Annotated in this window: 23 protein-coding genes and 1 pseudogene; 21 read left to right on the top strand and 3 right to left on the bottom strand. The window is 61.3% G+C overall.

Annotation, left to right across the window (positions count from 1 at the left end; genetic code table 11):
- Positions 1–259: 259 nt before the first annotated feature.
- Positions 260–1,924: an electron transfer flavoprotein-ubiquinone oxidoreductase gene (locus N7650_RS25770; protein WP_064301832.1), complete on the bottom strand. Its 1,665-nt coding sequence runs from the start codon at positions 1,922–1,924 to the stop codon at positions 260–262.
- Between the two features lie 536 nt (positions 1,925–2,460).
- Here N7650_RS25770 and N7650_RS25765 point away from each other — a divergent pair.
- The 9 genes from N7650_RS25765 (at position 2,461) to N7650_RS25725 (ending at position 9,566) form a co-directional block, all read left to right on the top strand.
- Positions 2,461–3,210: an electron transfer flavoprotein subunit beta/FixA family protein gene (locus N7650_RS25765; RefSeq protein ID WP_009396278.1), complete on the top strand. Its 750-nt coding sequence runs from the start codon at positions 2,461–2,463 to the stop codon at positions 3,208–3,210.
- On the top strand, positions 3,211–4,140 hold the full coding sequence (locus N7650_RS25760) for an FAD-binding protein (protein WP_279900568.1): 930 nt from the start codon (positions 3,211–3,213) through the stop codon (positions 4,138–4,140).
- A gap of 152 nt (positions 4,141–4,292) precedes the next feature.
- Complete coding sequence (locus N7650_RS25755) at positions 4,293–5,084, top strand: transporter substrate-binding domain-containing protein (protein WP_279900566.1); 792 nt, start codon at positions 4,293–4,295, stop codon at positions 5,082–5,084.
- Between the two features lie 9 nt (positions 5,085–5,093).
- Positions 5,094–5,447 (top strand): DUF4398 domain-containing protein, encoded by a 354-nt coding sequence (locus N7650_RS25750; protein ID WP_009396281.1) that lies wholly within the window; start codon positions 5,094–5,096, stop codon positions 5,445–5,447.
- Positions 5,444–6,253, top strand: a complete 810-nt coding sequence (locus tag N7650_RS25745) for an OmpA family protein (RefSeq protein ID WP_009396283.1) — start codon at positions 5,444–5,446, stop codon at positions 6,251–6,253. The genes N7650_RS25750 and N7650_RS25745 overlap by 4 nt, the downstream gene beginning before the upstream one ends.
- 312 nt (positions 6,254–6,565) lie before the next feature.
- Positions 6,566–8,011 carry a PLP-dependent aminotransferase family protein gene (locus tag N7650_RS25740; RefSeq protein ID WP_064301828.1) on the top strand — a complete coding sequence of 482 codons (1,446 nt, stop codon included), beginning with the start codon at positions 6,566–6,568 and terminating at the stop codon, positions 8,009–8,011.
- 138 nt (positions 8,012–8,149) lie between these two features.
- Positions 8,150–8,551, top strand: coding sequence for a translation initiation factor 2 (locus N7650_RS25735; protein ID WP_279900569.1), 402 nt, complete (start codon positions 8,150–8,152; stop codon positions 8,549–8,551).
- Positions 8,552–8,671: 120 nt separating this feature from the next.
- Complete coding sequence (locus tag N7650_RS25730) at positions 8,672–8,926, top strand: YkgJ family cysteine cluster protein (protein ID WP_279900565.1); 255 nt, start codon at positions 8,672–8,674, stop codon at positions 8,924–8,926.
- Between the two features lie 34 nt (positions 8,927–8,960).
- A complete protein-coding gene (locus tag N7650_RS25725; RefSeq protein ID WP_279900564.1) occupies positions 8,961–9,566 on the top strand; it encodes an START domain-containing protein in 606 nt (201 codons plus the stop codon).
- 132 nt (positions 9,567–9,698) lie between these two features.
- On the opposite strand, the gene gltA is transcribed toward N7650_RS25725, so the two are convergent.
- The gene (gene gltA / locus N7650_RS25720; protein ID WP_009396293.1) at positions 9,699–10,988 is read right to left on the bottom strand and encodes a citrate synthase; all 1,290 of its coding nucleotides are present in this window, start codon (positions 10,986–10,988) and stop codon (positions 9,699–9,701) included.
- A 351-nt stretch (positions 10,989–11,339) separates the two neighbouring features.
- Here gltA and sdhC point away from each other — a divergent pair, with 351 nt between their 5' ends.
- The 11 genes from sdhC to N7650_RS25665 all read left to right on the top strand — a co-directional run bounded on the left by sdhC (position 11,340) and on the right by N7650_RS25665 (position 25,425).
- A complete protein-coding gene (gene sdhC / locus N7650_RS25715) occupies positions 11,340–11,726 on the top strand; it encodes a succinate dehydrogenase, cytochrome b556 subunit (RefSeq protein WP_170394861.1) in 387 nt (128 codons plus the stop codon).
- Positions 11,720–12,088: a succinate dehydrogenase, hydrophobic membrane anchor protein gene (gene sdhD / locus N7650_RS25710; protein ID WP_009396297.1), complete on the top strand. Its 369-nt coding sequence runs from the start codon at positions 11,720–11,722 to the stop codon at positions 12,086–12,088. The genes sdhC and sdhD overlap by 7 nt, the downstream gene beginning before the upstream one ends.
- Positions 12,089–12,091: 3 nt before the next feature.
- On the top strand, positions 12,092–13,864 hold the full coding sequence (sdhA, locus tag N7650_RS25705) for a succinate dehydrogenase flavoprotein subunit (RefSeq protein WP_009396298.1): 1,773 nt from the start codon (positions 12,092–12,094) through the stop codon (positions 13,862–13,864).
- 11 nt (positions 13,865–13,875) lie between these two features.
- Complete coding sequence (locus N7650_RS25700) at positions 13,876–14,580, top strand: succinate dehydrogenase iron-sulfur subunit (protein ID WP_009396299.1); 705 nt, start codon at positions 13,876–13,878, stop codon at positions 14,578–14,580.
- A gap of 245 nt (positions 14,581–14,825) precedes the next feature.
- On the top strand, positions 14,826–17,657 hold the full coding sequence (locus N7650_RS25695; protein ID WP_009396300.1) for a 2-oxoglutarate dehydrogenase E1 component: 2,832 nt from the start codon (positions 14,826–14,828) through the stop codon (positions 17,655–17,657).
- 40 nt (positions 17,658–17,697) lie between these two features.
- The gene (gene odhB / locus N7650_RS25690) at positions 17,698–18,921 is read left to right on the top strand and encodes a 2-oxoglutarate dehydrogenase complex dihydrolipoyllysine-residue succinyltransferase (RefSeq protein ID WP_279900562.1); all 1,224 of its coding nucleotides are present in this window, start codon (positions 17,698–17,700) and stop codon (positions 18,919–18,921) included.
- A gap of 96 nt (positions 18,922–19,017) precedes the next feature.
- On the top strand, positions 19,018–20,454 hold the full coding sequence (gene lpdA / locus N7650_RS25685; protein ID WP_064301824.1) for a dihydrolipoyl dehydrogenase: 1,437 nt from the start codon (positions 19,018–19,020) through the stop codon (positions 20,452–20,454).
- A 175-nt stretch (positions 20,455–20,629) separates the two neighbouring features.
- Positions 20,630–21,796 (top strand): ADP-forming succinate--CoA ligase subunit beta, encoded by a 1,167-nt coding sequence (gene sucC / locus N7650_RS25680; RefSeq protein WP_009396303.1) that lies wholly within the window; start codon positions 20,630–20,632, stop codon positions 21,794–21,796.
- Complete coding sequence (gene sucD, locus N7650_RS25675) at positions 21,796–22,680, top strand: succinate--CoA ligase subunit alpha (RefSeq protein WP_004376004.1); 885 nt, start codon at positions 21,796–21,798, stop codon at positions 22,678–22,680. The genes sucC and sucD overlap by 1 nt, the downstream gene beginning before the upstream one ends.
- A gap of 428 nt (positions 22,681–23,108) precedes the next feature.
- Complete coding sequence (brnQ, locus tag N7650_RS25670) at positions 23,109–24,422, top strand: branched-chain amino acid transport system II carrier protein (protein WP_009396304.1); 1,314 nt, start codon at positions 23,109–23,111, stop codon at positions 24,420–24,422.
- 262 nt (positions 24,423–24,684) lie between these two features.
- Positions 24,685–25,425 (top strand): DUF599 family protein, encoded by a 741-nt coding sequence (locus N7650_RS25665; RefSeq protein WP_279900560.1) that lies wholly within the window; start codon positions 24,685–24,687, stop codon positions 25,423–25,425.
- Positions 25,426–25,484: 59 nt separating this feature from the next.
- On the opposite strand, the gene N7650_RS25660 is transcribed toward N7650_RS25665, so the two are convergent.
- Positions 25,485–25,769 carry a hypothetical protein gene (locus N7650_RS25660; RefSeq protein ID WP_037059233.1) on the bottom strand — a complete coding sequence of 95 codons (285 nt, stop codon included), beginning with the start codon at positions 25,767–25,769 and terminating at the stop codon, positions 25,485–25,487.
- Between the two features lie 151 nt (positions 25,770–25,920).
- On the opposite strand from N7650_RS25660, the pseudogene N7650_RS25655 reads away from it, so the two are divergent.
- Positions 25,921–26,035 (top strand): annotated as a pseudogene (locus N7650_RS25655) (thioesterase); the annotation flags it as partial.

Raw genomic sequence — 26,035 nt, 5'->3', positions numbered from 1 at the left:
GTGGGTGTGCGTGGCGTTCTGCGCGGCGATGTACTTCGGGGCGCGGGAACAGTTGAGTACCGAGGAAGACCTGGCCCTGGCCAATAGTTGACGCGACTCGGCCCCTGTGGGAGCTGGCTTGCCAGCGATAGGGCCAAACATGACAACATCATTGCCAGTGCCGGGCTCATCGCTGGCAAGCCAGCTCCCACAGGGTAAGCGTCGCTAGTAAAAAGCCCCTCATGCCTTGCGGCAGAGGGGCTTTTTCATGGCTGGTGACTTACATGTTCGGGTAGGTCGGCCCGCCGGCACCTTCCGGGGTAACCCAGGTGATGTTCTGCGAGGGATCCTTGATATCGCAGGTCTTGCAGTGCACGCAGTTCTGCGCGTTGATCTGGAAGCGCTTGCTGCCGTCTTCCTGGGTGATCACTTCGTACACGCCGGCCGGGCAGTAGCGCTGCGCCGGTTCGTCGTACAGCGGCAGGTTGGTGCCGATCGGGATACCGGCGTCGGCGAGCTTCAGGTGGCAAGGCTGTTCTTCTTCATGGTTGGTGCTGGAGAGGAACACCGAACTGAGCTTGTCGAAGCTCAGCTTGCCGTCGGGTTTCGGGTAATCGATGCGGGTCGAGTCGGCGGCCAGCTTGAGGCAGGCATAGTCCGGCTTGGTGTCGCGCAGGGTGAACGGCAGCTTGCCGCCGAACCAGTTCTGGTCGACGTAGTTGAACGCTGCACCGAGCATCGGGCCGAACTTGTGCATGGCCGGGCCGAAGTTGCGGCTGGCGAACAGTTCTTCATGCAGCCAGCTGGCCTTGAAGGCATCGACATAGCTGTTCAGCTGGTCGCCGCCTTCGCTGCCGGCGAGCAGGGCGTCGGCCACCGCTTCGGCAGCGAGCATGCCGGACTTCATCGCGGTGTGGCTGCCCTTGATCTTGGCCACGTTCATGGTACCCAGGTCGCAACCGATCAGGGCGCCGCCGTTGAACACCATCTTCGGCAGCGAGTTGATGCCGCCCTTGGCCAGGGCGCGGGCGCCGTAGCTGATGCGCTTGCCGCCTTCGAGGTACTGGCTGATCACCGGGTGGTGCTTGAGGCGCTGGAATTCGTCGAACGGCGAAAGGAACGGGTTGCTGTAGGACAGGTCGACGATCAGGCCGACCACCACCTGGTTGTTTTCCAGGTGATAGAGGAAGGAGCCACCGGTGTTTTCCTTCTTCATCACGTCCAGCGGCCAGCCGGCGGTGTGTACCACCAGGCCTTGCTCATGCTTGGCCGGATCGATTTCCCAGATTTCCTTGAGGCCGATGCCGTAGTGCTGGGTGTCAGCGTCGCTGTCGAGGTTGAAGCGCTTGATCAGTTGCTTGCCCAGGTGACCACGGCAGCCTTCGGCGAACAGGGTGTATTTGCCACGCAATTCCATGCCCGGGGTGTACATGCCGTCCTTGGGATTGCCTTCGCGATCGACGCCCATATCGCCGGTGATGATCCCGCGGACTACGCCGTTCTCGTCGAACAGCACTTCCTGGGCGGCGAAGCCCGGGTAGATTTCGACGCCCAGGTTTTCGGCCTGCTGCGCCAGCCAGCGGCACAGGTTGCCCAGGGAAATGATGTAGTTGCCCTGGTTGTGCATGGTTTTCGGCACGAACAGGTCAGGGACCTTGATCGAGCTGCTGCCGTCCTTGAGCACGTAGATATCGTCGCGCTTGACCTCGGTGTTCAGCGGCGCGCCGAGTTCTTTCCAGTCCGGGAACAGTTCGTTCAATGCGCGCGGTTCGAATACCGCGCCGGAGAGGATATGCGCACCGACCTCGGAGCCTTTCTCGACCACGCAGACGCTGATTTCGCTACCGGCTTCGGCGGCCTTCTGCTTCAGTCGGCAGGCGGCGGACAGGCCCGCCGGGCCTGCGCCGACGACGACCACGTCGAATTCCATGTATTCGCGTTCCACAGGTTCTCTCCTACTCAAGGCTCTCGGTTTTTTCTAATGGGGTGCAAGGCGGTCACATCGAAGGGGCGATTCTGTAGCTTCGGGGGGTGACGTACTACACCGCTTTCTCTTGGCCGCGCATTATATCTACACCACTTGCGCGGTCCAATACAAACGTTTGTTTGAATTTGCCGAAGCCCAGTAAAATCAAAGTGGCGCGGCTTGAAGCTGGCGGTTTTGCCGTATTGACCGGATTGGGCGTTACGGTCAAGATACGGGCGGTTTTACGCTCGCCGTAGGCTTACCGTCGGATGCAGGAGCACCCCTAAAGACCTGGCTAAACGCAGGGCAGTTACGCCAAACCGGGGTTTTGTAGTGAAGTCTACACGTCACCACAAGAAATGACCCACGGGTTTTGCGATGAAGGGTCGAAACGGGACTGCCCGGTCAGTCCGGCTTCGTCCCTCCGGATGCGTTTTTAGAGGTGCCCTTGTACCGTGCAATCGCCGGGTCCGGCCCAGGCGATATTCTTTTCACCGGAGAGTAACGAGGAATCCATGAAGGTTCTTGTAGCTGTCAAACGAGTGGTCGACTACAACGTCAAGGTTCGCGTCAAGGCGGACAACTCCGGCGTCGACCTCGCCAACGTCAAAATGTCCATGAACCCCTTCTGCGAGATCGCCGTCGAAGAAGCCGTACGCCTGAAAGAAAAAGGCGTGGCCAGCGAGATCGTCGTCGTTACCGTCGGTCCTGCCACTGCCCAGGAACAACTGCGTACCGCCCTGGCCCTGGGTGCCGACCGCGCTGTGCTGGTCGAGTCCGCCGAAGAACTGACTTCCCTGGCCGTTGCCAAGCTCCTCAAGGCCGTTGTCGACAAGGAACAGCCTCAGTTGGTCATCCTCGGCAAGCAGGCCATCGACAGCGACAACAACCAGACCGGCCAGATGCTGGCTGCGCTGACCGGCTTCGCCCAGGGCACCTTCGCCTCCAAGGTCGAAGTCGCTGGCGACAAGGTCAACGTCACCCGTGAAATCGACGGCGGCCTGCAGACCGTCGCCCTGAACCTGCCGGCGATCGTCACCACCGACCTGCGCCTGAACGAGCCGCGCTACGCGTCGCTGCCGAACATCATGAAGGCCAAGAAGAAGCCGCTGGAGACCGTTACTCCGGACGCGCTGGGCGTTTCCACCGCCTCGACCAACAAGACCCTGAAAGTCGAAGCGCCTGCTGCACGCAGCGCGGGCATCAAGGTCAAGTCGGTTGCTGAACTGGTCGAGAAACTGAAGAACGAGGCGAAGGTAATCTAAATGACTATCCTGGTTATCGCTGAACACGAAAACGGTGCCATTGCACCCGCTACCCTCAACACCGTTGCCGCTGCCGCCAAGATCGGTGGCGACATCCACGTCCTGGTCGCTGGCCAGAACGTCGGTGGCGTAGCCGAAGCTGCCGCCAGGATCGCTGGCGTGGCCAAGGTGCTGGTTGCCGACAACGCTGCCAATGCCCACTTCCTGCCAGAGAACGTAGCGCCGCTGGTAGCGGAGCTGGGCAAGGGCTACAGCCACGTGCTGGCACCTGCCACCTCCAACGGCAAGAACGTCCTGCCGCGCGTTGCCGCACTGCTGGACGTCGACCAGATCTCCGAGATCATCTCGGTTGAGTCCGCCGACACCTTCAAGCGTCCGATCTACGCCGGCAACGCCATTGCCACCGTGCAATCGACCGCTGCGGTCAAGGTCATCACCGTTCGCGCCACCGGCTTCGACGCCGTTGCCGCCGAAGGTGGTTCGGCCGCTGTCGAAGCCGTTGCTGCCGCCCACGACGCAGGCAAGTCGGCCTTCGTTGGCGAAGAGCTGGCCAAGTCCGACCGTCCTGAGCTGACCGCTGCCAAGATCGTCGTTTCCGGCGGCCGCGGCATGCAGAACGGCGACAACTTCAAGCACCTGTACGCCCTGGCCGACAAGCTGGGCGCGGCAGTCGGCGCTTCCCGCGCTGCAGTCGACGCAGGTTTCGTACCGAACGACATGCAGGTCGGCCAGACCGGCAAGATCGTTGCGCCACAGCTGTACATCGCCGTCGGTATCTCCGGCGCGATCCAGCACCTGGCCGGCATGAAGGACTCGAAAGTCATCGTCGCGATCAACAAGGACGAAGAAGCGCCGATCTTCCAGGTGGCCGACTACGGCCTGGTGGCGGATCTGTTCGAAGCCGTTCCTGAGCTGGAGAAGCTGGTTTAATCCAGTCGCTTCACTTATAAAGGGCCCGGTTGTGCGGGGCGTGCACGGTGGTTTTTCCACGGTGCTACGCTCCGGGCAGCCGGGCTTTTGTTTTTTTGCGGTCGAAGAAGGGGCGTGTGATGGTGCGGTTTGCTCGAACGGGAACGCTGGCAATGCTCGGATTGGCGTGCTTGCCGTCGCTGGCGATGGCAGCCGGCAAATGCGAGCGGCTGGTAGCGACGGGCAGCCCGGATGCGCCGCCGTATTCGTGGCGCGATCCGCAGGACCCACGCCACTTGATGGGTGCCAGCGTCGATCTGCTCAAGCAGGTCGCCGGCGAGTTGGGCCTCAAGGTCGAAGTGCTCTATTCCGGCAAGCGCAGCGAGGCCCAGGACGAGGTGCGCAGCGGGCGCATGGACCTGTTGGTCGACGCGCCGCTGGCAGTGAGCGAGCTGACATCGGTCGATTACATTCATCCGCCGGTGCTGCAGAACGAGTACGTGGTCTGGACCCGGCATGATTCCACGCTGGTCTATGACAATCTGGCCGACCTGCACAAGCACCAGGGCGCCATTTCCGAAAAGTCCCGGCTGACCCCGGAATTCGCGGCGTTCAGCAAGGCCGAACTGACGCTGGTGCAGGTGCCCAACCTGACCCAGGCCATGCAGAAGCTCCTGCTTGGCCAGGTTGACTACGTGCTTGCCGGGCGCTACTCGGGCATGGCCATGGCGCGCAGCCTGGGCATGGCCGATGACCTCGTGGCCCGTGGACAGGCCCTCGATCATCCGGGGCTGTTCCTGGCGCTGTCGCACAATTCCGCCTGCAACGACGCCTGGTTACGCGGACAGTTGGCGAAAAAGCTGACAGAATTGCCGGCTTCTGGCGTAGTCCAGGCGGCGGTGCAACGCAATGTCGAGCGCTGGCAGGCGCAGTTGCAGGCGCCGCTCGATGCCCAAAAACAGTAGGAATGCCCTGTGAGAATCCAATCGCTATTCGCCGCCCTGGCGCTGCTGGCCCTGGTCGGTTGTGCCAGTGACCCGGCCCCCCACGAGCAGATGCGCCTGTCCGAGCAGGCGCTGGAGCAGGCCAAGGCCGTCGGTGCCACCGACGACGTCGCCGAGCTCAAGCTGGCCGAAGAAAAGCTGGAGCGTGCCCGTTCCAACATGCTGAGCGAGTCATTCCGCGATGCGCGGATGCGCGCCGAACAGTCCGAGCTGGATGCGCGCCTGGCCGAAGCCAAGGTGCTGACCCTGAAGAGCCAGGAACAACTGACCCTGCTGCAATCCCGGGTGGACCGTCTTCGCAAGCAACTGGGGGAGCAACGGTGAGTTCGATCAAGCCTTTGGCAGTGCTGGCGATTGCCGGCGTTCTCGGTTTGCAGGGTTGCGCCAGCCAGCGCAGCGAAGAGGCACTGGACCAGGCGAGCACGGCCTTCCAGTCGGTGAAGGACGATTCCAACGTGTTGCGCAGCGCGCCACGGGATGTGATCCGGGCAGGCGAGTCGCTGGCCAAGGCCGAGCGACTCGCCAGCTACTGGGGAACGGGCAGCGATGTGCGCCACTACGCCTACCTGAGCCAGCGCTACAGCCAGATCGCCCGCGAGCATAGCAACCTGGTGCTCAACCAGGAGCGCCAGGCCAAGCTGGAGCTGGAGCGCCAGCGCCTGCAACTGGCCTTGCGCGAAGCCAAGCTGGCCAGTGTGCAACAGCAGGGCAAGTGGCTGGAGGAGCAGATCGTCAGCCTGGCCACCAACGACACCGATCGTGGCCTGGTGATGACCCTGGGGGATGTGCTGTTCGATACCGGTGAGGCGGAGCTGAAGAGTTCGGCCAGCCGTACCGTGCTGAAGCTGGTGCAGTTTCTTCAGTTGAACCCCAAGCGCGTGGTGCGTATCGAGGGTTATACCGACAGCACCGGCAACCCCGATGACAACCTCAAACTGTCGCGGGATCGCGCGCAGTCGGTGGCCGACATGCTGGTGGACCTGGGCGTCGACGAGAAGCGCATCAAGGTGATCGGCTACGGCGATCAGTATCCTGTCGAGGCAAATGCCTCGGAGCGGGGCAGGGCGCAGAATCGTCGGGTGGAGATCGTGTTCTCCGACGAGAAGGGCAGGCTCGGCGCCGAGCGGTAAGGGGGGTGTCAGTTCTGAAGAAAACCCGGTGATCGAAAGATCCCGGGTTTTTTGTTGTGCTGAAGGGCCTCATCGCTGGCAAGCCAGCTTCCACAGGTTTTGTGTGCACCGCGAACCCTGTGGGAGCTGGCTTGCCAGCGATGAGGCCCTCAGCCACAACTTATACCCAAGCGCCGCTTTGCTTCCCCGCGACACAGCTGTATTGTCTGCTGAATTGCAATCTGTCCCGGTACACTTGCCAACTGTTACGGTATTCTCAGCGGCAGATCACACAAGAACAACGGGACTGCCTGCGTGTCGAGAGAAGGATCCATGACCAACCTGTTGCTTTACCAGCGTATCGCCCAGCAACTCGCCGAAGACATTCGTCGCGGTGTTTACCAGCCGGGAGAGCGTGTGCCGTCCGTGCGCAAGATGAGCTCGCAACTTAATGTGAGCCATGCAACGGTGCTCCAGGCTTATGCCAATCTCGAAGACCAAGGCCTGATCCGGGCTCGGCCGCAGTCTGGTTATTACGTCCACCAGACCCCTGCGCTGACTGCGTCCACCCCCGATATCGCGCGGGTCGAGCGGCCTGGCCTGGTCACCCGGGCCAGCATCATCCAGCAGGTACTGACCGAAGCCCGCCGCGATGGCGTATTCCCGCTCGGGGCGGCCGTGCCTCATGTGGACTATCTGCCGGTCCGGGCGTTGCACCAGCAACTGGCCAAGGTCACCCGTTTCCAAAGCCCGCGGGCGTTCAGCTATATGTTCAGCCCTGGCTTCGAACCGCTGCGCCGGCAGATTGCCATTCGCATGCGCGACGCCGGGGTGGTGGTCGATCCGTCCGAGGTGGTGGTCACCCATGGGTGCGTCGATGCCTTGCAGATGTCGCTGCGGGTACTGACCCGCCCGGGTGACCTGATCGCTGCTGAGTCGCCAACCTACTACGGTTTGCTGCAACTGGCGGATCTGCTGGGCCTGAAGGTTATCGAGATTCCCAGCGACCCCTCCACCGGGATCAGCCTCGAGGCGCTGCAACTGGCGGCGAACCAGTGGTCGATAAAGGCGCTGGTGCTGACGGCGCGCCTGAGCAACCCTCTGGGCGGGACGATTCCGGAAGAGCGGCAGAAGCAGCTGTTGCGCCTGTCGTCGGATTTCAATATCCAGATCATCGAGGACGATATCTACGGCGAACTGATGTTCGAGCAAGGCAAGACCAAGTCGCTCAAGGCCTTCGATCGCCTGGGGCGGGTCATCTACTGTTCGAGTTTCTCCAAGACCCTGTCGCCGGGGGTGCGCATCGGCTGGATGATCGCCGGCAACTACCAGCAGGAAATCCAGCGGCTGCAGACCTTCAGCACTCACTCGGCATGCAGCGTGACCCAGATGGGGGTGGCCGCCTACCTCGAAAATGGAGGTTACGACCGCCATCTGCGCTTTATCCGCCAGGAATATCGGAAAAATCTCAGCGCTTATCAGTTGGCCGTGCAGCAGTACTTCCCCGAAGGCACGCAAATGACCCGACCAACGGGTGGCTTCATTCTTTGGGTCAGCTTGCCGGGCAGGGTGAATACCCAGGAACTGCATGTGCGGGCCTTGCAGCAGGGCATCAGCATTGCGCCGGGGCTTATCTTCAGCAACACCGAGCAGTTCAACCACTGCATTCGCCTCAACTGCGGGATCCCCTGGAATCGCGAGGCGGAGAGGGCGCTGATGACCCTGGGCATGCTGGCCAGCCAGCTGTGCCAGGAAACGGCCAGTGCTGGCTATCTGTAATCTGCACCTTGTCAGGCAGGTCTGGAACGGGGAGCATAGGCACTTTCCCCTGGTAGTCTGTCGTTGCCTATGACTCTCTTGCGTTGTGTCGGCCTGGTGTTGGCGGGGTTGCTCGCGGTGTCTTCGGTAGACCCGGTAATGGCAGCTTCCGAGGCCAGGCCGCAGGTCCAGAAAACCGCTAATGACACTGCCAGCAAAGCATCGCCGGCCAAGCCTGCTACAGCGACCAAAAAGCCGGTGAAGGTCAGCAAGACTCCCGCACGCAAGAAAGCCGATGCGATTGCTGCGCCCTTGCCCAAGGCCAGGTTGGACCTGAGCCTTCCGCCTGATCTGATGGAGGGCATGAAGCCGGTGGAAGAGATCGAGGCGGAGGTGCGCAAGCCGCTGCTGCCAGCGATGTTCGGGGAAAAACCGCAGGCCGACAGCCCGTTCCAGCTCAACGGGCGGCTGCTCAGCAACGAAATGCAGTTGCAGCTGCGCAACGATATGCGCCAGCAGGAAATCGAAGGCGCTGCCATCGACTTCGAATTCAAGCAGTAAGGCTCTGAAAACGAGAACCGACCGGTCAGCGATATTTCATCCTGTCGGGAATTTCAAACGCCTGTTTTAGTCGTTACTATCCTTTCATCCGCACCATTTGCGTCCCCGAGGTTCTGATTCATGAAATGCCGAGAAGGCTGCGGCGCGTGCTGCATAGCGCCATCGATCAGCTCGTTCATTCCCGGCATGCCTGATGGCAAGCCGGCTGGCGAGCGCTGCATTCATCTCTCTGCGGTCAACCTGTGCAATCTGTTCGGACAGCCGGAGCGTCCGGCGGTCTGTTCCGGTTTCAAGGCGGATATCGAGGTGTGTGGCAGCGATCGCGACGAGGCGATCAGGATCATCGGTTGGTGGGAGCAAATGACTGCGGCCTGAAAGCCGGATCTTCGACAATAAGGAAAACAAGCGGATGAGATCGTTCAAGCATGTAGCTGTAATCGTAGGTTTGACTGCCTTGTCGAACGTGGCCTTTGCCGAGCAATGGCAAGAGGTGAAGAACGAGCAGGGCATCCAGGTCTCCCTCAGTGATGTGGCGGGCTCCAAGTACAAGGCTTATCGCGGCGTCACCCTGATCAAGGCGCCGGTGGCGACCATTGCCAGGCTGCAGGAGGATGTGGCGGGTTCCTGTGCCTGGATCCACGAGTGCAAGATGCAGAAGCTGCTCAAGCATGAAGGCAACCAGAGCTGGACCTATGCCCAGTTCAATACGCCGTGGCCGGTGACCGCGCGGGACTCGGTGCTGCATATCACTACCGAGCAGGGCGCTGATGGCAGCGTAACGCGCACGATCGAGGCGGCGCCGACCTACCAGCCACAGGACAAGGACTTCGTGCGGGTGGCGGCGGCCAACGGTTTCTGGAAGCTGGTGCCCAAGGGCGATGCCACCGAGGTGACCTACCAGTTGCACACCGATCCGGGTGGTAGCGTGCCGTCCTGGTTGTCGAACAAATTCGTCGTCGAGGCGCCGTTCAACACCTTGAAGGCGTTGAAGGAGAAAGCCGAAGCGGCGAAGTGAGGCGTAACAGTTGCCGGGTTTCCTAAGCAAGTCCGCAACTGTGATGCGGTCTCTGTGGGAGCTGGCAAGCCAGCTCCCACAGGGCAATAAAAAAGGCTGCCGGATGGCAGCCTTTTTGCGTTCGGCCGAGGCCTACTTGCGGTCTTCCAGCTTGACCAGGTCGCGGGACTCGTAGCCGGTGTACAGCTGGCGAGGACGGCCGATCTTGTAAGGGCTGGAGAGCATTTCCTTCCAGTGCGAGATCCAGCCGACGGTCCGCGCCAGGGCGAAGATCACGGTGAACATGCTGGTCGGAATGCCGATCGCCTTGAGGATGATGCCCGAGTAGAAGTCGACGTTCGGGTACAGCGAGCGCTCGATGAAGTACGGATCGGTCAGGGCGATCTCTTCCAGGCGCATCGCCAGTTCCAGTTGCGGATCGTTGGTGATGCCCAGCTCGCGCAGGACTTCGTCGCAGGTCTGCTTCATCACGGTGGCGCGCGGGTCACGGTTCTTGTAGACGCGGTGACCGAAGCCCATCAGCTTGAACGGATCGTTCTTGTCCTTCGCCTTGGCGATGAACTTGTCGATGTTGGACACATCGCCGATCTCGTCGAGCATGGTCAGCACGGCCTCGTTCGCACCGCCGTGGGCAGGGCCCCACAGTGCAGCGATACCGGCGGCGATGCAGGCGAACGGGTTGGCGCCCGAGGAGCCGGCCAGGCGCACGGTGGAGGTGGAGGCGTTCTGTTCGTGATCGGCGTGGAGGATGAAGATCCGGTCCATCGCCTTGGCCAGTACCGGGCTGATCGGTTTGATCTCGCACGGGGTGTTGAACATCATGTGCAGGAAGTTTTCCGCATACGACAGGTCGTTGCGCGGGTACATCATGGGCTGGCCCATGGAGTACTTGTAGACCATCGCGGCCAGGGTCGGCATCTTGGCGACCAGGCGAACGGCGGAGATTTCCCGGTGCTGCGGGTTATTGATGTCCAGCGAGTCGTGGTAGAACGCCGACAGGGCGCCGACCACGCCGCACATCACGGCCATCGGGTGGGCGTCGCGGCGGAAGCCGTTGAAGAAGGACTTCAACTGCTCGTGCACCATGGTGTGGTTCTTCACGGTGCTGACGAACTGGGCCTTCTGCTCGGCGTTCGGCAGTTCGCCGTTGAGCAGCAGGTAGCAGGTTTCGAGGTAGTCGGATTGCTCGGCGAGCTGTTCGATCGGGTAGCCACGATGCAGCAGGATGCCCTTGTCGCCGTCGATGTAGGTGATCTTCGACTCGCAGGATGCGGTCGCCATGAAACCAGGGTCGAAAGTGAAGTGACCCGTGGCCCCCAACCCTCTGACGTCGATAACATCTGGACCAACGGTGCCGGTTAAAATGGGCAGCTCGACGGGGGCTGCGCCCTCGATGACCAACTGCGCTTTTTTGTCAGCCATGTGGCCTCCTATTAATGCTTGAAATCATCTGACAGACCCCCCACGCAGGGCCCGCACCACTATAGTGAGATAAATTCGAATGTCAATTTGCCTAAAGCACGGTTGTAATGGGGTTTAGGCCCTGTTTTTCCTCGAAAATGTCGCCCGTTTACGCCTTTTGTTCGATAAAGGCAATGCGCTATTTGGGCTACCCCTTCACGTTGTCATTAGTAGCCTAACTGTCTATACTCGGCACCCGACCGCCAGGGGCATCCGCGCCCGTCTGACTGGGGGTCGCCGCTCCCTGGGTGGTGGGTACCTGACCAGTACACTTACCAACAACTTTGCCCTGCTTGCTAGGGGCTCTTCAGTGTGAAAAAAGCCGTGAAAAGCCAACGACCTGTAAACCTAGACCTAAGGACCATCAAACTCCCGATCACTGCTTACACGTCCATTCTTCACCGCATCTCCGGCGTCATCCTGTTCCTGGGCCTGGCCATCATGCTTTATGCATTGGGCAAATCCCTGGGTTCCGAGGAAGGCTTTGGCGAGGTGAAGGCGTGTCTGACCAGTCCGCTGGCCAAGTTCGTGTTCTGGGCTCTGCTGTCCGCCTTGCTGTATCACCTGGTGGCCGGTGTGCGCCATCTGATCATGGACATGGGCATCGGCGAGACGCTGGAAGGCGGTAAGCTGGGCTCGAAAATCGTCATCGTCATCTCCGTGGTGGTGATCGTGCTGGCAGGAGTTTGGATATGGTAACCAACGTCACGAACCTTTCGCGTTCGGGCCTCTATGACTGGATGGCGCAGCGCGTTTCTGCGGTCGTTCTCGCGGCTTATTTCATTTTCCTGATCGGCTACCTGGTAGCGCACCCTGGCATCGAATATGCCCAGTGGCACGCTCTGTTCTCCAATAACGCGATGCGTATCTTCAGTCTGCTGGCACTGGTTGCCCTGGGCGCTCACGCCTGGGTCGGCATGTGGACCATTGCGACCGACTACCTGACCCCTATGGCGTTCGGCAAGTCGGCGACTGCGATTCGTTTCCTGTTCCAGGCGGTATGTGGTGTCGCGATGTTCGCGTACTTCGTCTGGGGTGTGCAGATTCTCTGGGGTATCTGATTCATGGCTATCATTCCAACGATTTCTTTCGACGCCATCATTGTCGGCGGCGGCGGTGCCGGTATGCGCGCTGCGCTGCAACTGGCACAGGGCGGCCACAAGACCGCGGTGATCACCAAGGTCTTCCCGACCCGTTCGCACACCGTGTCGGCACAGGGCGGCATCACCTGCGCCATCGCTTCGGCCGACCCGAACGATGACTGGCGCTGGCACATGTACGATACCGTCAAGGGTTCCGACTACATCGGTGACCAGGACGCTATCGAATACATGTGTCAGGAAGGTCCGGCCGCGGTCTTCGAACTGGACCACATGGGCCTGCCGTTCTCCCGTACCGAAACCGGTCGTATCTACCAGCGTCCGTTCGGCGGCCAGTCCAAAGACTTCGGCAAGGGTGGCCAGGCTGCCCGTACCTGCGCCGCTTCCGACCGTACCGGTCACGCGCTGCTGCACACCCTGTACCAGGGCAACCTGAAGGCAGGCACCACCTTCCTTAACGAGTACTACGCGGTTGACCTGGTGAAGAACCAGGACGGCGCGTTCGTCGGTGTGATCGCCATCTGCATCGAAACCGGCGAAACCCAGTACATCCGTTCGAAGGCCACCGTGCTGGCTACCGGCGGTGCCGGTCGCATCTACGCTTCGACCACCAACGCCCTGATCAACACCGGTGACGGCGTCGGCATGGCCCTGCGTGCCGGCGTTCCGGTGCAGGACATCGAGATGTGGCAGTTCCACCCGACCGGCATCGCCGGCGCAGGTGTACTGGTCACCGAAGGCTGCCGTGGTGAAGGCGGTTACCTGATCAACAAGCACGGCGAGCGTTTCATGGAGCGTTATGCTCCGAACGCGAAAGACCTCGCGGGTCGCGACGTGGTTGCCCGTTCCATGGTCAAGGAAATCATCGCCGGCAACGGCTGTGGCCCTAACGGCGACCACGTGATGCTGAAGCTCGACCATCTCGGCGAGGAAGTCCTGCACAGCCGCCTGCCAGGCATCTGCGAGCTGTCCAAGACCTTCGCCCACGTCGACCCTGTGGTCGCACCGGTGCCGGTCGTTCCAACCTGCCACTACATGATGGGCGGCGTTGCCACCAACATTCATGGCCAGGCCATCACCCAGGACGCCAACGGCCAGGACCAGATCATCCCGGGTCTGTTCGCCGTAGGCGAAGTGGCGTGCGTATCGGTCCACGGTGCCAACCGCCTGGGCGGCAATTCGCTGCTCGACCTGGTGGTCTTCGGCCGCGCTGCCGGCCTGCATCTGGAGAAGGCGCTGACCGACGGTATCGAATACCGCGACGCCAGCGACACCGACGTCGAAGTCGCCCTGAACCGTCTGAACAAGCTCAACGAGCGTACCACCGGTGAAGACGTGGCAACCCTGAAGCGCGAGCTGCAGAGCTGCATGCAGAACTACTTCGGTGTGTTCCGTACCGGCGAATACATGCAGAAGGGTATCGCCCAGCTGGCCGACCTGCGCGAGCGTATCGCCAACGTCAAGATCAACGACAAGTCCCAGGCGTTCAACACTGCGCGTATCGAAGCGCTGGAGCTGCAGAACCTGCTGGAAGTCGCCGAAGCTACCGCCATCGCGGCCGAAGTCCGTAAAGAGTCCCGCGGCGCTCACGCCCGTGAAGACTACGAAGACCGCGATGACGAAAACTGGCTGTGCCACACCCTGTACTTCCCGGGTGAGAAGCGGGTTGCCAAGCGTGCAGTCAACTTCGCGCCGAAGACCGTACCGGCGTTCGAACCAAAAGTCCGGACTTACTAAGGGTGGCCGCCATGTTGCAAGTTGAAGTTTATCGTTACAACCCGGATACCGATTCGGCGCCTAAAACCCAGGTGTTCCAGGTCGATACCGGTGGCAAGGACCTGATGGTGCTGGACGTGCTGGCGCTGATCAAGGAACAGGACGAAGGTTTCTCCTACCGTCGCTCCTGCCGTGAAGGCGTTTGCGGTTCCGACGGCATGAACATCAACGGCAAGAACGGCCTGGCGTGCATCACGCCGCTGTCCTCTGTCGTAAAAGGTAACAAGTTGGTGGTGCGTCCGCTGCCTGGTCTGCCGGTTATCCGTGACCTGGTCGTCGACATGAGCATCTTCTACAAGCAGTACGAGAAGGTGAAGCCGTTCCTGCAGAACGATACTCCGGCCCCGGCTATCGAGCGTCTGCAGTCGCCGGAAGAACGTGACAAGCTGGACGGTCTGTACGAGTGCATCCTGTGCGCCTGCTGCTCGACCTCCTGCCCGTCGTTCTGGTGGAACCCCGACAAGTTCCTCGGTCCGGCCGCCTTGCTGCAGGCCTACCGTTTCCTGGCCGACAGCCGCGACACCAAGACCCAGGAGCGCCTGGCGTCCCTGGATGACCCGTTCAGCGTATTCCGCTGCCGCGGGATCATGAACTGCGTGAACGTCTGCCCGAAGGGTCTGAACCCGACCAAGGCGATCGGTCACGTACGCAACATGCTGCTGCAAAGCGGTACCTGATTCTGCAAGTGTGATGTAGATGTTGTAACCGCAGTACGCCAAGGTGCGGGCGCCCAGCCCGCACCGAGGTGCAACCCGAGCGAGGGTCAAAAGCCCGAGCTTTACCTATGAAGATATGAGACCAGCAGGGGCATCCGGGCTGGTACCCGGTAAATCTGCGGGATCTTGCAGGCCTGGTTTTGGTGAGATGACTCCAGGCTTACGTGGTTCTGCCGATCGAGGCCCCTAACCGAGGGTGACCAAGCATGCAAGAAAGCGTGATGCAGCGCATGTGGAACAGCGCCCACCTGTCAGGTGGTAACGCTGCATATGTGGAAGAGCTCTACGAGCTCTACCTGCACGACCCTAACGCCGTGCCAGAAGAGTGGCGCACCTACTTCCAGAAGTTGCCCGCAGAAGGCAGCACTGCTACCGATGTATCGCACTCGACGATCCGCGACCATTTCGTGCTGCTGGCAAAGAACCAGCGCCGCGCCCAACCGGTGTCCGCCGGTAGCGTGAGCAGTGAGCATGAGAAGAAGCAGGTTGAAGTGCTGCGACTGATCCAGGCCTACCGTATGCGCGGCCACCAGGCTGCGAAGCTCGACCCCCTGGGGTTGTGGCAGCGCCCTGCGCCAGTAGACCTGTCGATCAATCATTACGGCTTGACCAATGCCGATCTTGATACGACCTTCCGTGCCGGCGACCTGTTCATCGGCAAAGAGGAAGCGAGCCTACGCGAAATCCTCGAGGCGTTGCAGCAGACATATTGTCGCACCATCGGCGCCGAGTTCACCCACATCGTCGATTCCGAGCAGCGCAGCTGGTTCCAGCAGCGCCTGGAAAGCGTGCGTGGCCGTCCGTCCTTCTCCGCCGACATCCAGAGCCACCTGCTCGAGCGCGTGACCGCAGCCGAGGGCCTGGAGAAGTACCTGGGCACCAAGTACCCGGGCACCAAGCGTTTCGGCCTGGAAGGCGGCGAGAGCCTGATCCCGATGCTGGACGAAATGATCCAGCGCTCCGGCTCCTACGGCACCAAGGAAGTGGTTATCGGCATGGCCCACCGCGGCCGTCTCAACGTGCTGGTCAACACCTTCGGCAAGAACCCGCGCGAGCTGTTCGACGAGTTCGAAGGCAAGAAGAAGGTCGAGCTGGGCTCCGGTGACGTGAAGTACCACCAGGGCTTCTCGTCCAACGTGATGACTGCCGGTGGCGAAGTCCACCTGGCCATGGCCTTCAACCCTTCCCACCTGGAAATCGTCTCGCCAGTGGTGGAAGGTTCGGTTCGCGCCCGTCAGGATCGCCGCAACGACACCGTTGGCGACAAGGTCCTGCCGATCTCCATCCACGGTGACGCCGCGTTCGCGGGTCAGGGCGTGGTCATGGAAACCTTCCAGATGTCGCAGACCCGCGGTTTCAAGACCGGCGGCACCGTGCACATCGTGATCAACAACCAGGTTGGTTTCACCATCAGCAACCCGCTGGACTCCCGTTCCACCGAGTACTGCACCGACGTCGCCAAGATGATCCAGGCGCCGATCCTGCACGTGAACGGCGACGATCCGGAAGCGGTACTGTTCGTGACCCAGCTGGCCGTCGACTACCGCATGCAGTTCAAGCGTGACGTGGTCATCGACCTGGTCTGCTACCGCCGCCGCGGCCACAACGAGGCCGACGAGCCGAACGGCACCCAGCCGCTGATGTACCAGCAGATCGCCAAGCAGCGCACTACCCGTGAACTCTACGCCGACAGCCTGGTGCAGGCTGGTCGTCTGGATGCCGAGCGCGTCCAGGCCAAGGTCGACGAGTACCGCAATGCGCTGGACAACGGCCTGCACGTGGTGAAAAGCCTGGTCAAGGAGCCTAACAAGGAACTGTTCGTCGACTGGCGTCCGTACCTGGGCCATGCCTGGACCGCGCGTCACGACACCCGCTTCGATCTGAAGACCCTGCAGGAACTGTCCGCCAAGCTGCTGGAACTGCCGGAAGGCTTCCTGGTCCAGCGCCAGGTTTCGAAGATCTACGAAGACCGCCAGAAGATGCAGGCCGGTGGCTTGCCGATCAACTGGGGCTACGCCGAAACCATGGCCTACGCCACCCTGCTGTTCGAAGGCCACCCGGTTCGCATCACCGGCCAGGACGTCGGTCGCGGCACCTTCTCGCACCGTCACGCGGTGCTGCACAACCAGAAGGACGCCAGCACCTACCTGCCGCTGCAGAACCTGTTCAACGGCCAGCCGAAGTTCGACCTGTACGACTCCTTCCTGTCGGAAGAAGCGGTACTGGCCTTCGAATACGGCTACTCGACCACCACGCCGAACGCGCTGGTGATCTGGGAAGCCCAGTTCGGTGACTTCGCCAACGGCGCGCAAGTGGTGGTCGACCAGTTCATCACCAGCGGCGAGCACAAGTGGGGCCGCCTGTGCGGTCTGACCATGCTGCTGCCACACGGTTACGAAGGCCAGGGTCCCGAGCACTCCTCGGCGCGCCTGGAGCGTTACCTGCAACTGTGTGCCGAGCACAACGTCCAGGTCTGCGTACCGACCACCCCGGCCCAGATCTACCATCTGCTGCGCCGCCAGGTGATCCGTCCGCTGCGCAAACCGCTGATCGTACTGACACCGAAGTCGCTGCTGCGCCACAAACTGGCCATCTCGACCCTGGAAGATCTGGCCGAAGGCTCGTTCCAGACCGTGATCCCGGAAATCGACACCCTCGATCCGAAGAAAGTCACCCGTCTGGTCCTGTGCAGCGGCAAGGTCTACTACGATCTGCTGGAAAAACGCCGTGCCGAAGGTCGTGAAGACATCGCCATCGTGCGTATCGAGCAACTGTATCCGTTCCCTGAAGACGATCTGGTTGAAATCCTCGCGCCATACACCGAACTGAAGGACGTGGTGTGGTGTCAGGAAGAACCGATGAACCAGGGCGCCTGGTACAGCAGCCAGCACCACATGCGCCGTATCCTCGGTCGTCACAACAAGGCACTGGTCCTTGAGTACGCCGGTCGTGATGCGTCTGCGGCCCCGGCCTGTGGTTACGCTTCGATGCACGCCGAGCAGCAGGAAAAACTGCTGCAAGATGCCTTCACCGTTTAATGCCTCGCGCACCTGAAACCGAATTAAGGAACCACTGATAATGGCTATCGAGATCAAAGCCCCTACCTTCCCGGAATCGGTTGCCGACGGCACCGTTGCCACCTGGCACAAGAAACCGGGCGAAGCCGTCAAGCGTGACGAGCTGATCGTCGACATCGAGACCGACAAGGTCGTTCTGGAAGTCCTGGCCACCGCTGACGGCGTACTGGGCGCGATCGTCAAGGGCGAGGGCGACACCGTCCTGTCCGACGAGGTCCTGGGTTCGATCGAGGCCGGTGGCGTTGCCGCCGCTCCTGCCGCTGCCCCGGCTGCCGCGCCTGCCCAGGCTGCTGCCGCCGCCGACGCTGGCGAAGACGACCCGATCGCCGCCCCGGCCGCGCGCAAGCTGGCTGAAGAAAACGGCATCGACCTGGCTTCCGTTGCCGGCACCGGCAAGGGTGGTCGCGTTACCAAGGAAGACGTCGTGGCTGCCGTTGCCGCCAAGAAGTCCGCGCCTGCCGCTGCCCCGGCTGCCAAGCCGGCCGCCGCTGCCGCCGCTCCGGTGGTCACCGCCACTGGCGACCGCACCGAGAAGCGCGTACCGATGACCCGCCTGCGGGCCAAGGTTGCCGAGCGCCTGGTCGAAGCACAGTCGAACATGGCCATGCTGACCACCTTCAACGAAGTCGACATGACCGAAGTCATGGCCCTGCGTTCGAAGTACAAGGACCTGTTCGAGAAGACCCACAACGGCGTGCGCCTGGGCTTCATGTCGTTCTTCGTCAAGGCCGCTACCGAAGCCCTGAAGCGTTTCCCTGCGGTCAACGCCTCGATCGACGGTTCCGACATCGTCTACCACGGCTACTCGGACATCGGCGTCGCCGTTTCCAGCGACCGTGGCCTGGTGGTTCCTGTGCTGCGCAACGCCGAGCTGATGAGCCTGGCCGAGATCGAGAACGGCATCGCCACCTTCGGCAAGAAGGCCCGTGACGGCAAGCTGTCCATCGAAGAGATGACCGGCGGCACCTTCACCATCACCAACGGCGGCACCTTCGGTTCGATGATGTCGACCCCGATCGTCAACCCGCCGCAGGCTGCGATCCTCGGCATGCACAACATCATCCAGCGTCCGATGGCCATCAATGGCCAGGTCGTGATCAGTCCGATGATGTACCTGGCGCTGTCCTACGATCACCGCCTGATCGACGGTAAGGAAGCCGTGACCTTCCTGGTAACCATCAAGAACCTGCTGGAAGACCCGGCTCGCCTGCTGCTGGATATCTAATACGCAGCTGAAGGCTGCAGGCGCCGCGCTCCTGGTCTGGAGCCGGTCGCCATGCAGCCTGCGGCTTGCTGCTTGAAGCTATAAAGGAATCTTTTTATGAGCCAGAAGTTCGACGTAGTAGTAATTGGTGCAGGTCCTGGCGGCTACGTGGCTGCCATCAAGGCCGCCCAGCTGGGCTTCACGACCGCGTGCATCGAGAAGTACACCGATGCCGAAGGCAAACTGGCCCTTGGCGGTACCTGCCTGAACGTTGGCTGCATTCCCTCCAAGGCGCTGCTGGACAGCTCCTGGAAGTACAAGGAAGCCAAGGAGAGCTTCAACGTCCACGGTATCTCCACCGGTGAAGTCAAGATGGACGTCGCTGCGATGGTTGGCCGCAAGGCCGGTATCGTCAAGAACCTGACTGGCGGCGTTGCCACCCTGTTCAAGGCCAACGGCGTCACCTCGATCCAGGGCCACGGCAAGCTGCTGGCCGGCAAGAAGGTCGAAGTCACCAAGCCTGACGGCAGCACCGAGATCATCGAAGCCGAGAACGTGATCCTGGCTTCCGGTTCCCGTCCGATCGACATTCCGCCGGCTCCGGTCGACCAGAACGTCATCGTCGACTCCACCGGCGCCCTGGAATTCCAGTCGGTTCCGAAGCGCCTGGGCGTCATCGGTGCCGGCGTGATCGGCCTGGAGCTGGGTTCGGTCTGGGCTCGCCTGGGTGCCGAAGTCACCGTCCTGGAAGCCCTGGACACCTTCCTGATGGCCGCCGACACCGCGGTTTCCAAGGAAGCGCTGAAAACCCTGACCAAGCAGGGCCTGGACATCAAGCTGGGCGCTCGCGTGACCGGTTCGAAGGTCAACGGCGACGAAGTCGAAGTCACCTACACCGACGCCAACGGCGAACAGAAGATCACCTTCGACAAGCTGATCGTCGCGGTCGGCCGTCGTCCGGTGACCACCGACCTGCTGGCTGCCGACAGCGGCGTGACCATCGACGAGCGCGGCTTCGTGTTCGTTGACGACCACTGCGCTACCAGCGTGCCAGGCGTGTACGCCATCGGCGACGTGGTGCGTGGCATGATGCTGGCGCACAAGGCCTCGGAAGAGGGCATCATGGTCGTCGAGCGCATCAAGGGCCACAAGGCCCAGATGAACTACGACCTGATCCCGTCGGTCATCTACACCCACCCGGAAATCGCGTGGGTCGGCAAGACCGAACAAGCCTTGAAGGCAGAAGGTGTTGAGGTTAACGTGGGCACCTTCCCGTTCGCGGCCAGCGGCCGTGCGATGGCAGCCAACGATACCGGCGGTTTCGTCAAGGTCATCGCCGATGCCAAGACCGACCGCGTCCTGGGTGTACACGTGATTGGCCCAAGCGCCGCCGAACTGGTGCAGCAGGGTGCAATCGCAATGGAATTCGGCACCAGTGCCGAAGACCTGGGCATGATGGTCTTCTCCCATCCGACCCTGTCCGAAGCGCTGCATGAAGCCGCGCTGGCCGTGAATGGCGGTGCCATCCACGTAGCCAACCGTAAGAAGCGTTAATCATAAGAAAACCACGGCGGACGGCCCGTCGTGAGTCTTGCGTGCATGACTCACCGCGGAAAGTCCGCCGGACTCGAACTCCCGGAGCATACCGGGGGCAAGCGGTCACAGGTGGCGCGGCACCCCTCGCGGGCGCAGCGCCGAAGCGCAGTACCTAACGAAGACGGTAAAAAGCATGAATCTTCACGAGTATCAGGGTAAGCAGCTGTTCGCTGAATACGGCCTGCCAGTTTCCAAGGGTTTCGCAGTCGATACCCCTGAAGCAGCAGCAGAAGCCTGCGACAAGATCGGCGGCACCGAGTGGGTTGTAAAAGCCCAGGTCCACGCCGGTGGTCGCGGCAAAGCGGGCGGCGTCAAGCTGGTTCGCAGCAAGGAAGACGCCAAGGCGTTCGCTGCACAATGGTTGGGCAAGAATCTGGTGACCTACCAGACTGACGCCAACGGTCAACCAGTCTCCAAGATCCTGGTCGAGTCCTGCACCGACATCGCCAAAGAGCTGTACCTGGGCGCTGTGGTCGATCGTTCGAGCCGTCGTATCGTGTTCATGGCTTCCACCGAAGGTGGCGTGGACATCGAGAAAGTCGCTCACGACACTCCCGAGAAGATCCTCAAGGCAACCATCGACCCGCTGGTCGGTGCCCAGCCGTTCCAGGGCCGTGAGCTGGCATTCCAGCTGGGCCTGGAAGGCAAGCAGGTGCAACAGTTCGCCAAGATCTTCGTTGGCCTGGCCAAGCTGTTCAAGGACCACGACCTGGCCCTGCTGGAAGTGAACCCGCTGGTCATCAAGGCCGACGGCGACCTGCACTGCCTCGATGCCAAGATCAACATCGATGCCAACGCCATGTACCGTCAGCCGAAGCTGAAGACCTTCCACGACCCGTCCCAGGACGACGCCCGTGAGGCCCACGCTGCCAAGTTCGAACTGAACTACGTTGCCCTCGAAGGTAACATCGGCTGCATGGTCAACGGTGCCGGCCTGGCCATGGGTACCATGGACATCGTCAACCTGCACGGCGGCAAGCCAGCCAACTTCCTCGACGTAGGTGGTGGTGCTACCAAAGAGCGCGTTACCGAAGCCTTCAAGATCATCCTGTCCGACAGCAATGTCGCGGCCGTTCTGGTCAACATCTTCGGCGGCATCGTTCGCTGCGACATGATTGCCGAAGGCATCATCGGCGCGGTGAAGGAAGTCGGCGTTAAAGTACCGGTCGTCGTTCGCCTCGAAGGCAACAACGCCGAACTGGGCGCTAAAGTACTGGCAGAAAGCGGTTTGAACATCATTGCGGCCACCAGCCTGACCGACGCTGCTCAACAAGTTGTCAAAGCTGCGGAGGGCAAGTAATGAGCGTCCTGATCAATAAAGACACCAAAGTCATCTGCCAGGGCTTCACCGGCTCGCAAGGTACTTTCCACTCCGAACAGGCCATCGCCTACGGCACCAAGATGGTCGGCGGCGTAACCCCAGGCAAGGGTGGCACCACCCACCTGGGCCTGCCGGTGTTCAACACCGTCAAGGAAGCCGTGGAAGCTACCGGCGCTGACGCTTCGGTCATCTACGTTCCGGCTCCTTTCTGCAAGGACTCGATCCTGGAAGCGGCCTTCGGCGGTATCAAGCTGATCGTCTGCATCACCGAGGGTATCCCTACCCTCGACATGCTGGACGCCAAGGTCAAGTGCGACGAGCTGGGCGTTACCCTGATCGGCCCTAACTGCCCGGGCGTCATCACTCCGGGCGAGTGCAAGATCGGCATCATGCCAGGCCACATCCACCTGCCAGGCAAGGTCGGTATCGTTTCCCGTTCCGGCACCCTGACCTATGAAGCCGTCAAGCAGACCACTGACGCCGGTTTCGGTCAGTCCACCTGCGTCGGTATCGGTGGCGACCCGATCCCGGGCTCCAACTTCATCGACATCCTGAAGCTGTTCCAGGAAGACCCGAAAACCGAAGCCATCGTCATGATCGGCGAGATCGGTGGTTCGGCTGAAGAAGAAGCGGCTGCCTACATCAAGGCCAACGTGACCAAGCCAGTGGTTTCCTACATTGCCGGTGTGACTGCCCCAGCGGGCAAGCGCATGGGCCATGCTGGCGCCATCATCTCTGGCGGCAAGGGCACTGCGGACGAGAAATTCGCCGCCCTGCAGGACGCTGGTGTCAAGACCGTGCGTTCGCTCGCCGACATCGGCAAGGCCCTGGCCGAGCTGACCGGTTGGGAAGTGAAGAAGTAAGACTTCTTCGCTGACCAGGCAGAAAAAGGCCACCTTCGGGTGGCCTTTTTCGTTTGTGCTCGAATCTGCAAGCTGGGCAAAACACCCTGTGGGAGCTGGCTTGCCAGCGATGGCGCCGGATCAGGCAACAACGTTGTTCTTGCCGGCCCTATCGCTGGCAAGCCAGCTCCCACAGGAATCGCGCCAGCTTTTAGAAATTGAGCAAGCAACCGTTTGCGACATTCTGGTTCACTCATCGGACAATCCGCCCCGAGACCGTGCGCCAGAGCGCCAATTTGAGTACCATGCGCGTTCATTTCGTGTCCGCCGCCCAAAAGGAAGCGCCACGCTATAAAAGTCCGCCTCAATCAGGGTGGAAAAAACATTTCCCTAACCCAAGGGGAAATCCCTCTCTAAATTCCGATTTACGCAGTGTGGTATTTCCTTAAATGAAAGTTTTGAAAGGCCAGGACATCCTGGCGCTTGGCTTTATGACGTTCGCGTTGTTCGTCGGGGCCGGCAATATCATTTTCCCGCCTATCGTGGGTTTGCAGTCCGGTCCTTACGTGTGGATGGCGGCGCTGGGCTTTTTGGTCACCGCAGTCGGCCTGCCGGTGGTCACCGTGATCGCCCTGGCCAAGGTCGGCGGCGGCATGGACGAACTGAGCAGCCCGATCGGCAAGGTCGCCGGTGGCCTGCTGGCGGCGGCTGCCTACCTGGCGGTGGGCCCGCTGTTCGCCACCCCGCGTACCGCCACCGTGTCCTTCGAGGTGGGCGTGGCGCCGTTGACCGGCGAAAGCCCGACCGCGCTGTTCATCTACAGCCTGGTGTACTTCCTGGTGGTGCTGGCGGTGTCCATGTACCCGGGCAAGCTGCTCGACACCGTCGGCCGCTTCCTTGCGCCATTGAAGATCATCGCCCTGGCCGTGCTCGGCATCGCCGCGTTCGCCCTGCCAGCGGGCACCCTTGGTGAAGCGCAGCCAGCCTATGTGGCGGCGCCGTTCTCGCAAGGCTTCATCCAGGGTTACCTGACCATGGATACCCTGGGCGCGCTGGTGTTCGGCATCGTCATCGTCAATGCGATCCGCTCCCGTGGCGTCGATTCGCCGCGCCTGATCACCCGCTATGCGGTGATCGCCGGCCTGATCGCCGGTGTCGGCCTGACCCTGGTGTATATCAGCCTGTTCCGCCTCGGTGCCGGCAGCCACGATATCGCTGCGACCGCGACCAATGGTGCGGTGGTGCTGCATGCCTATGTGCAGCACACCTTCGGCTCGCTGGGCAGCGGTTTCCTGGCGGTGCTGATCGCCCTGGCCTGCCTGGTTACCGCGGTTGGCCTGACCTGCGCCTGCGCCGAATACTTCAGCCGGCTGCTGCCGCTGTCCTACCGTGCGCTGGTGGTGCTGCTGGCCGGCTTCTCGCTGCTGGTCTCCAACCTTGGCCTGACCAAGCTGATCATGTTCTCGGTCCCGGTACTGACCGCCATCTACCCGCCGTGCATCGTGCTGGTCGGCCTGAGCTTCTGCAAAGGCATGTGGCACTCGCAGACCCGCATCATGGCCCCGGTCATGGCGGTATCGCTGGTGTTCGGCGTGATCGACGCGCTGAAGGGCGCCGGCCTGGAGCACTGGCTGCCGGCCTGGGCCGAACACCTGCCGCTGAGCGAGCAGGGCCTGGCCTGGCTGGTGCCGTGCGTGGCGACCCTGGTGGTTGCCGTGGTGTGCGATCGCATGCTCGGCAAGCCGCGCGAAGTGACGGCCTAAGTAGCGCCGCAGGGCAGGCGAGGCCACAAGCCATCAGCGCCTGCCGACGGTGATACCCGAAGCCCCGCCTCCTACCCAGGAGGCGGGGCTTTTTCATGGATGGCTAGAAGCGCTGCGGAGCCTGTGGGAGCTGGCTTGCCAGCGATTGCTTTAGTGAATTCACCATCGCAATCGCTGGCAAGCCAGCTCCCACAGGGTCCGCGCAGTGTCCTTTTTGAGTGTGTGGACGTCGAACTGCCGTCACCGCCCAACGGAACCCTCCATGAGCTTCATTCTGAGCAACCTGACCAATCTGCTGGCCGCGCTATGGTTCATCCTCTGCTGGGGCGGCTATACCCGCTATGCCACCTGGAAGGGGCGCGACACCGCCTGCCTGGCCAGCGTCATGCACCTGTACCGCGAAGACTGGATGCGTCGCATGCTGCTGCGCGACAACCGCATCGCCGATGCCAGCGTGATCGGCAACCTGGAACGCAACGCGTCGTTCTTCGCCTCCAGTACCCTGATCATTCTCGCCGGCATCCTTACCGTGCTCGGCGCTTCCGACCGCGCCTTGTCATTGCTGGCCGACCTTCCACTGGTGCAGCAGGCCTCGCAAAGCATGTCGGAGATCAAGCTGCTGTGCCTGGCAGTCGTCTTCGTCTACGCCTTCTTTACCTTCAGCTGGTGCATGCGCCAATACAACTTCGCGGCGGTGCTGGTGGGATCGGCGCCGATGATCGGCGAGCGCCAGGTCAGCGAGCAGGAGCGCAAGGCCTTTGCATCGCGGGCGGCGAGGGTGATTTCCATGGCGGCCAACCAGTTCAACTTCGGCCTGCGCTCCTATTACTTCGGCATGGCCATGCTCAGCTGGTTCATCAGCCCATGGGCATTCATGGCGATGAGTGCGGGCGTAGTGCTGGTATTGTATCGCCGTGAGTTCCATTCGGATGTATTGGAAGTCATGGTGTATACGCCGACCGAAGCCAGCGTGGAGATGGCGAAGAGCGAAAGTTCGATCTGAGTGTTCGCCGATCAATAAAAAAACCCGACCGAAGTCGGGTTTTTTTATTCCAGCAAGCCTTACTGCTTGGCAGGTTCTGCCGGAGCGGTCGGAGCCGGAGTAGCTGGAGCGGATTCTTTCGCAGCTTCTTCAGCGGCTTTTTGTTCAGCTTCAGCGGAGTCTTTGGCGGCTTCGGCGTTTTCTTTAGCGGCCTCGTTCACTTTATCCTGAGCTTCGTCCATCTTCTGCTGGGCTTGCTCGGCATGTTGTTGAGCATCCTGAGCTTTGTTTTCGCTGGCTTTGTCGCAAGCGGCGAGGCCCAGGGCGGCGGCGATCATGACGGCATAAGCAAAAGGTTTACGCATGGGGTGTTTCTCCTTGTGGAATAGCATTACTTGAATCCTTTGAGTTGTCCCTTCGGATTTAAGTTCCGCGCACGATACACATATATAAGTAACGGATCCATATAGACTTTTTGTCTGCTCTGTGCAGGTCCGCACACTTTTGGAGATATCTGTGGATAAGAGCGAGTCGTCGTTGCTGCAGCGGGCCGAACGTTTCCTTTCTGCGTTGCGTCATTGCCAGGTATTGAACATGCAGGTTGATTGCGCAAACGGGGAGGGCATCACCC

Source organism: Pseudomonas sp. GD04058 (assembly GCF_029836855.1).
Taxonomy (GTDB): Bacteria; Pseudomonadota; Gammaproteobacteria; order Pseudomonadales; family Pseudomonadaceae; genus Aquipseudomonas; species Aquipseudomonas bharatica.
Note: the sequence above shows the minus strand (reverse complement) of the source record. Positions and strands in the feature narration are given on the sequence as shown.

What these genes read in the sequence shown, in the direction of transcription:
- N7650_RS25765 (WP_009396278.1), top strand. Translation starts at nt 2,461, where the DNA reads ATGAAGGTTCTTGTAGCTGTCAAACGAGTGGTCGACTACAACGTCAAG.
- N7650_RS25760 (WP_279900568.1), top strand. Translation starts at nt 3,211, where the DNA reads ATGACTATCCTGGTTATCGCTGAACACGAAAACGGTGCCATTGCACCC.
- N7650_RS25755 (WP_279900566.1), top strand. Translation starts at nt 4,293, where the DNA reads ATGCTCGGATTGGCGTGCTTGCCGTCGCTGGCGATGGCAGCCGGCAAA.
- N7650_RS25740 (WP_064301828.1), top strand. Translation starts at nt 6,566, where the DNA reads ATGACCAACCTGTTGCTTTACCAGCGTATCGCCCAGCAACTCGCCGAA.
- N7650_RS25735 (WP_279900569.1), top strand. Translation starts at nt 8,150, where the DNA reads ATGGCAGCTTCCGAGGCCAGGCCGCAGGTCCAGAAAACCGCTAATGAC.
- N7650_RS25730 (WP_279900565.1), top strand. Translation starts at nt 8,672, where the DNA reads ATGAAATGCCGAGAAGGCTGCGGCGCGTGCTGCATAGCGCCATCGATC.
- N7650_RS25725 (WP_279900564.1), top strand. Translation starts at nt 8,961, where the DNA reads ATGAGATCGTTCAAGCATGTAGCTGTAATCGTAGGTTTGACTGCCTTG.
- gltA (WP_009396293.1), bottom strand. Translation starts at nt 10,988, where the DNA reads ATGGCTGACAAAAAAGCGCAGTTGGTCATCGAGGGCGCAGCCCCCGTC.
- sdhD (WP_009396297.1), top strand. Translation starts at nt 11,720, where the DNA reads ATGGTAACCAACGTCACGAACCTTTCGCGTTCGGGCCTCTATGACTGG.
- sdhA (WP_009396298.1), top strand. Translation starts at nt 12,092, where the DNA reads ATGGCTATCATTCCAACGATTTCTTTCGACGCCATCATTGTCGGCGGC.
- N7650_RS25700 (WP_009396299.1), top strand. Translation starts at nt 13,876, where the DNA reads ATGTTGCAAGTTGAAGTTTATCGTTACAACCCGGATACCGATTCGGCG.
- N7650_RS25695 (WP_009396300.1), top strand. Translation starts at nt 14,826, where the DNA reads ATGCAAGAAAGCGTGATGCAGCGCATGTGGAACAGCGCCCACCTGTCA.
- odhB (WP_279900562.1), top strand. Translation starts at nt 17,698, where the DNA reads ATGGCTATCGAGATCAAAGCCCCTACCTTCCCGGAATCGGTTGCCGAC.
- lpdA (WP_064301824.1), top strand. Translation starts at nt 19,018, where the DNA reads ATGAGCCAGAAGTTCGACGTAGTAGTAATTGGTGCAGGTCCTGGCGGC.
- sucC (WP_009396303.1), top strand. Translation starts at nt 20,630, where the DNA reads ATGAATCTTCACGAGTATCAGGGTAAGCAGCTGTTCGCTGAATACGGC.
- sucD (WP_004376004.1), top strand. Translation starts at nt 21,796, where the DNA reads ATGAGCGTCCTGATCAATAAAGACACCAAAGTCATCTGCCAGGGCTTC.
- brnQ (WP_009396304.1), top strand. Translation starts at nt 23,109, where the DNA reads ATGAAAGTTTTGAAAGGCCAGGACATCCTGGCGCTTGGCTTTATGACG.
- N7650_RS25665 (WP_279900560.1), top strand. Translation starts at nt 24,685, where the DNA reads ATGAGCTTCATTCTGAGCAACCTGACCAATCTGCTGGCCGCGCTATGG.
- N7650_RS25660 (WP_037059233.1), bottom strand. Translation starts at nt 25,769, where the DNA reads ATGCGTAAACCTTTTGCTTATGCCGTCATGATCGCCGCCGCCCTGGGC.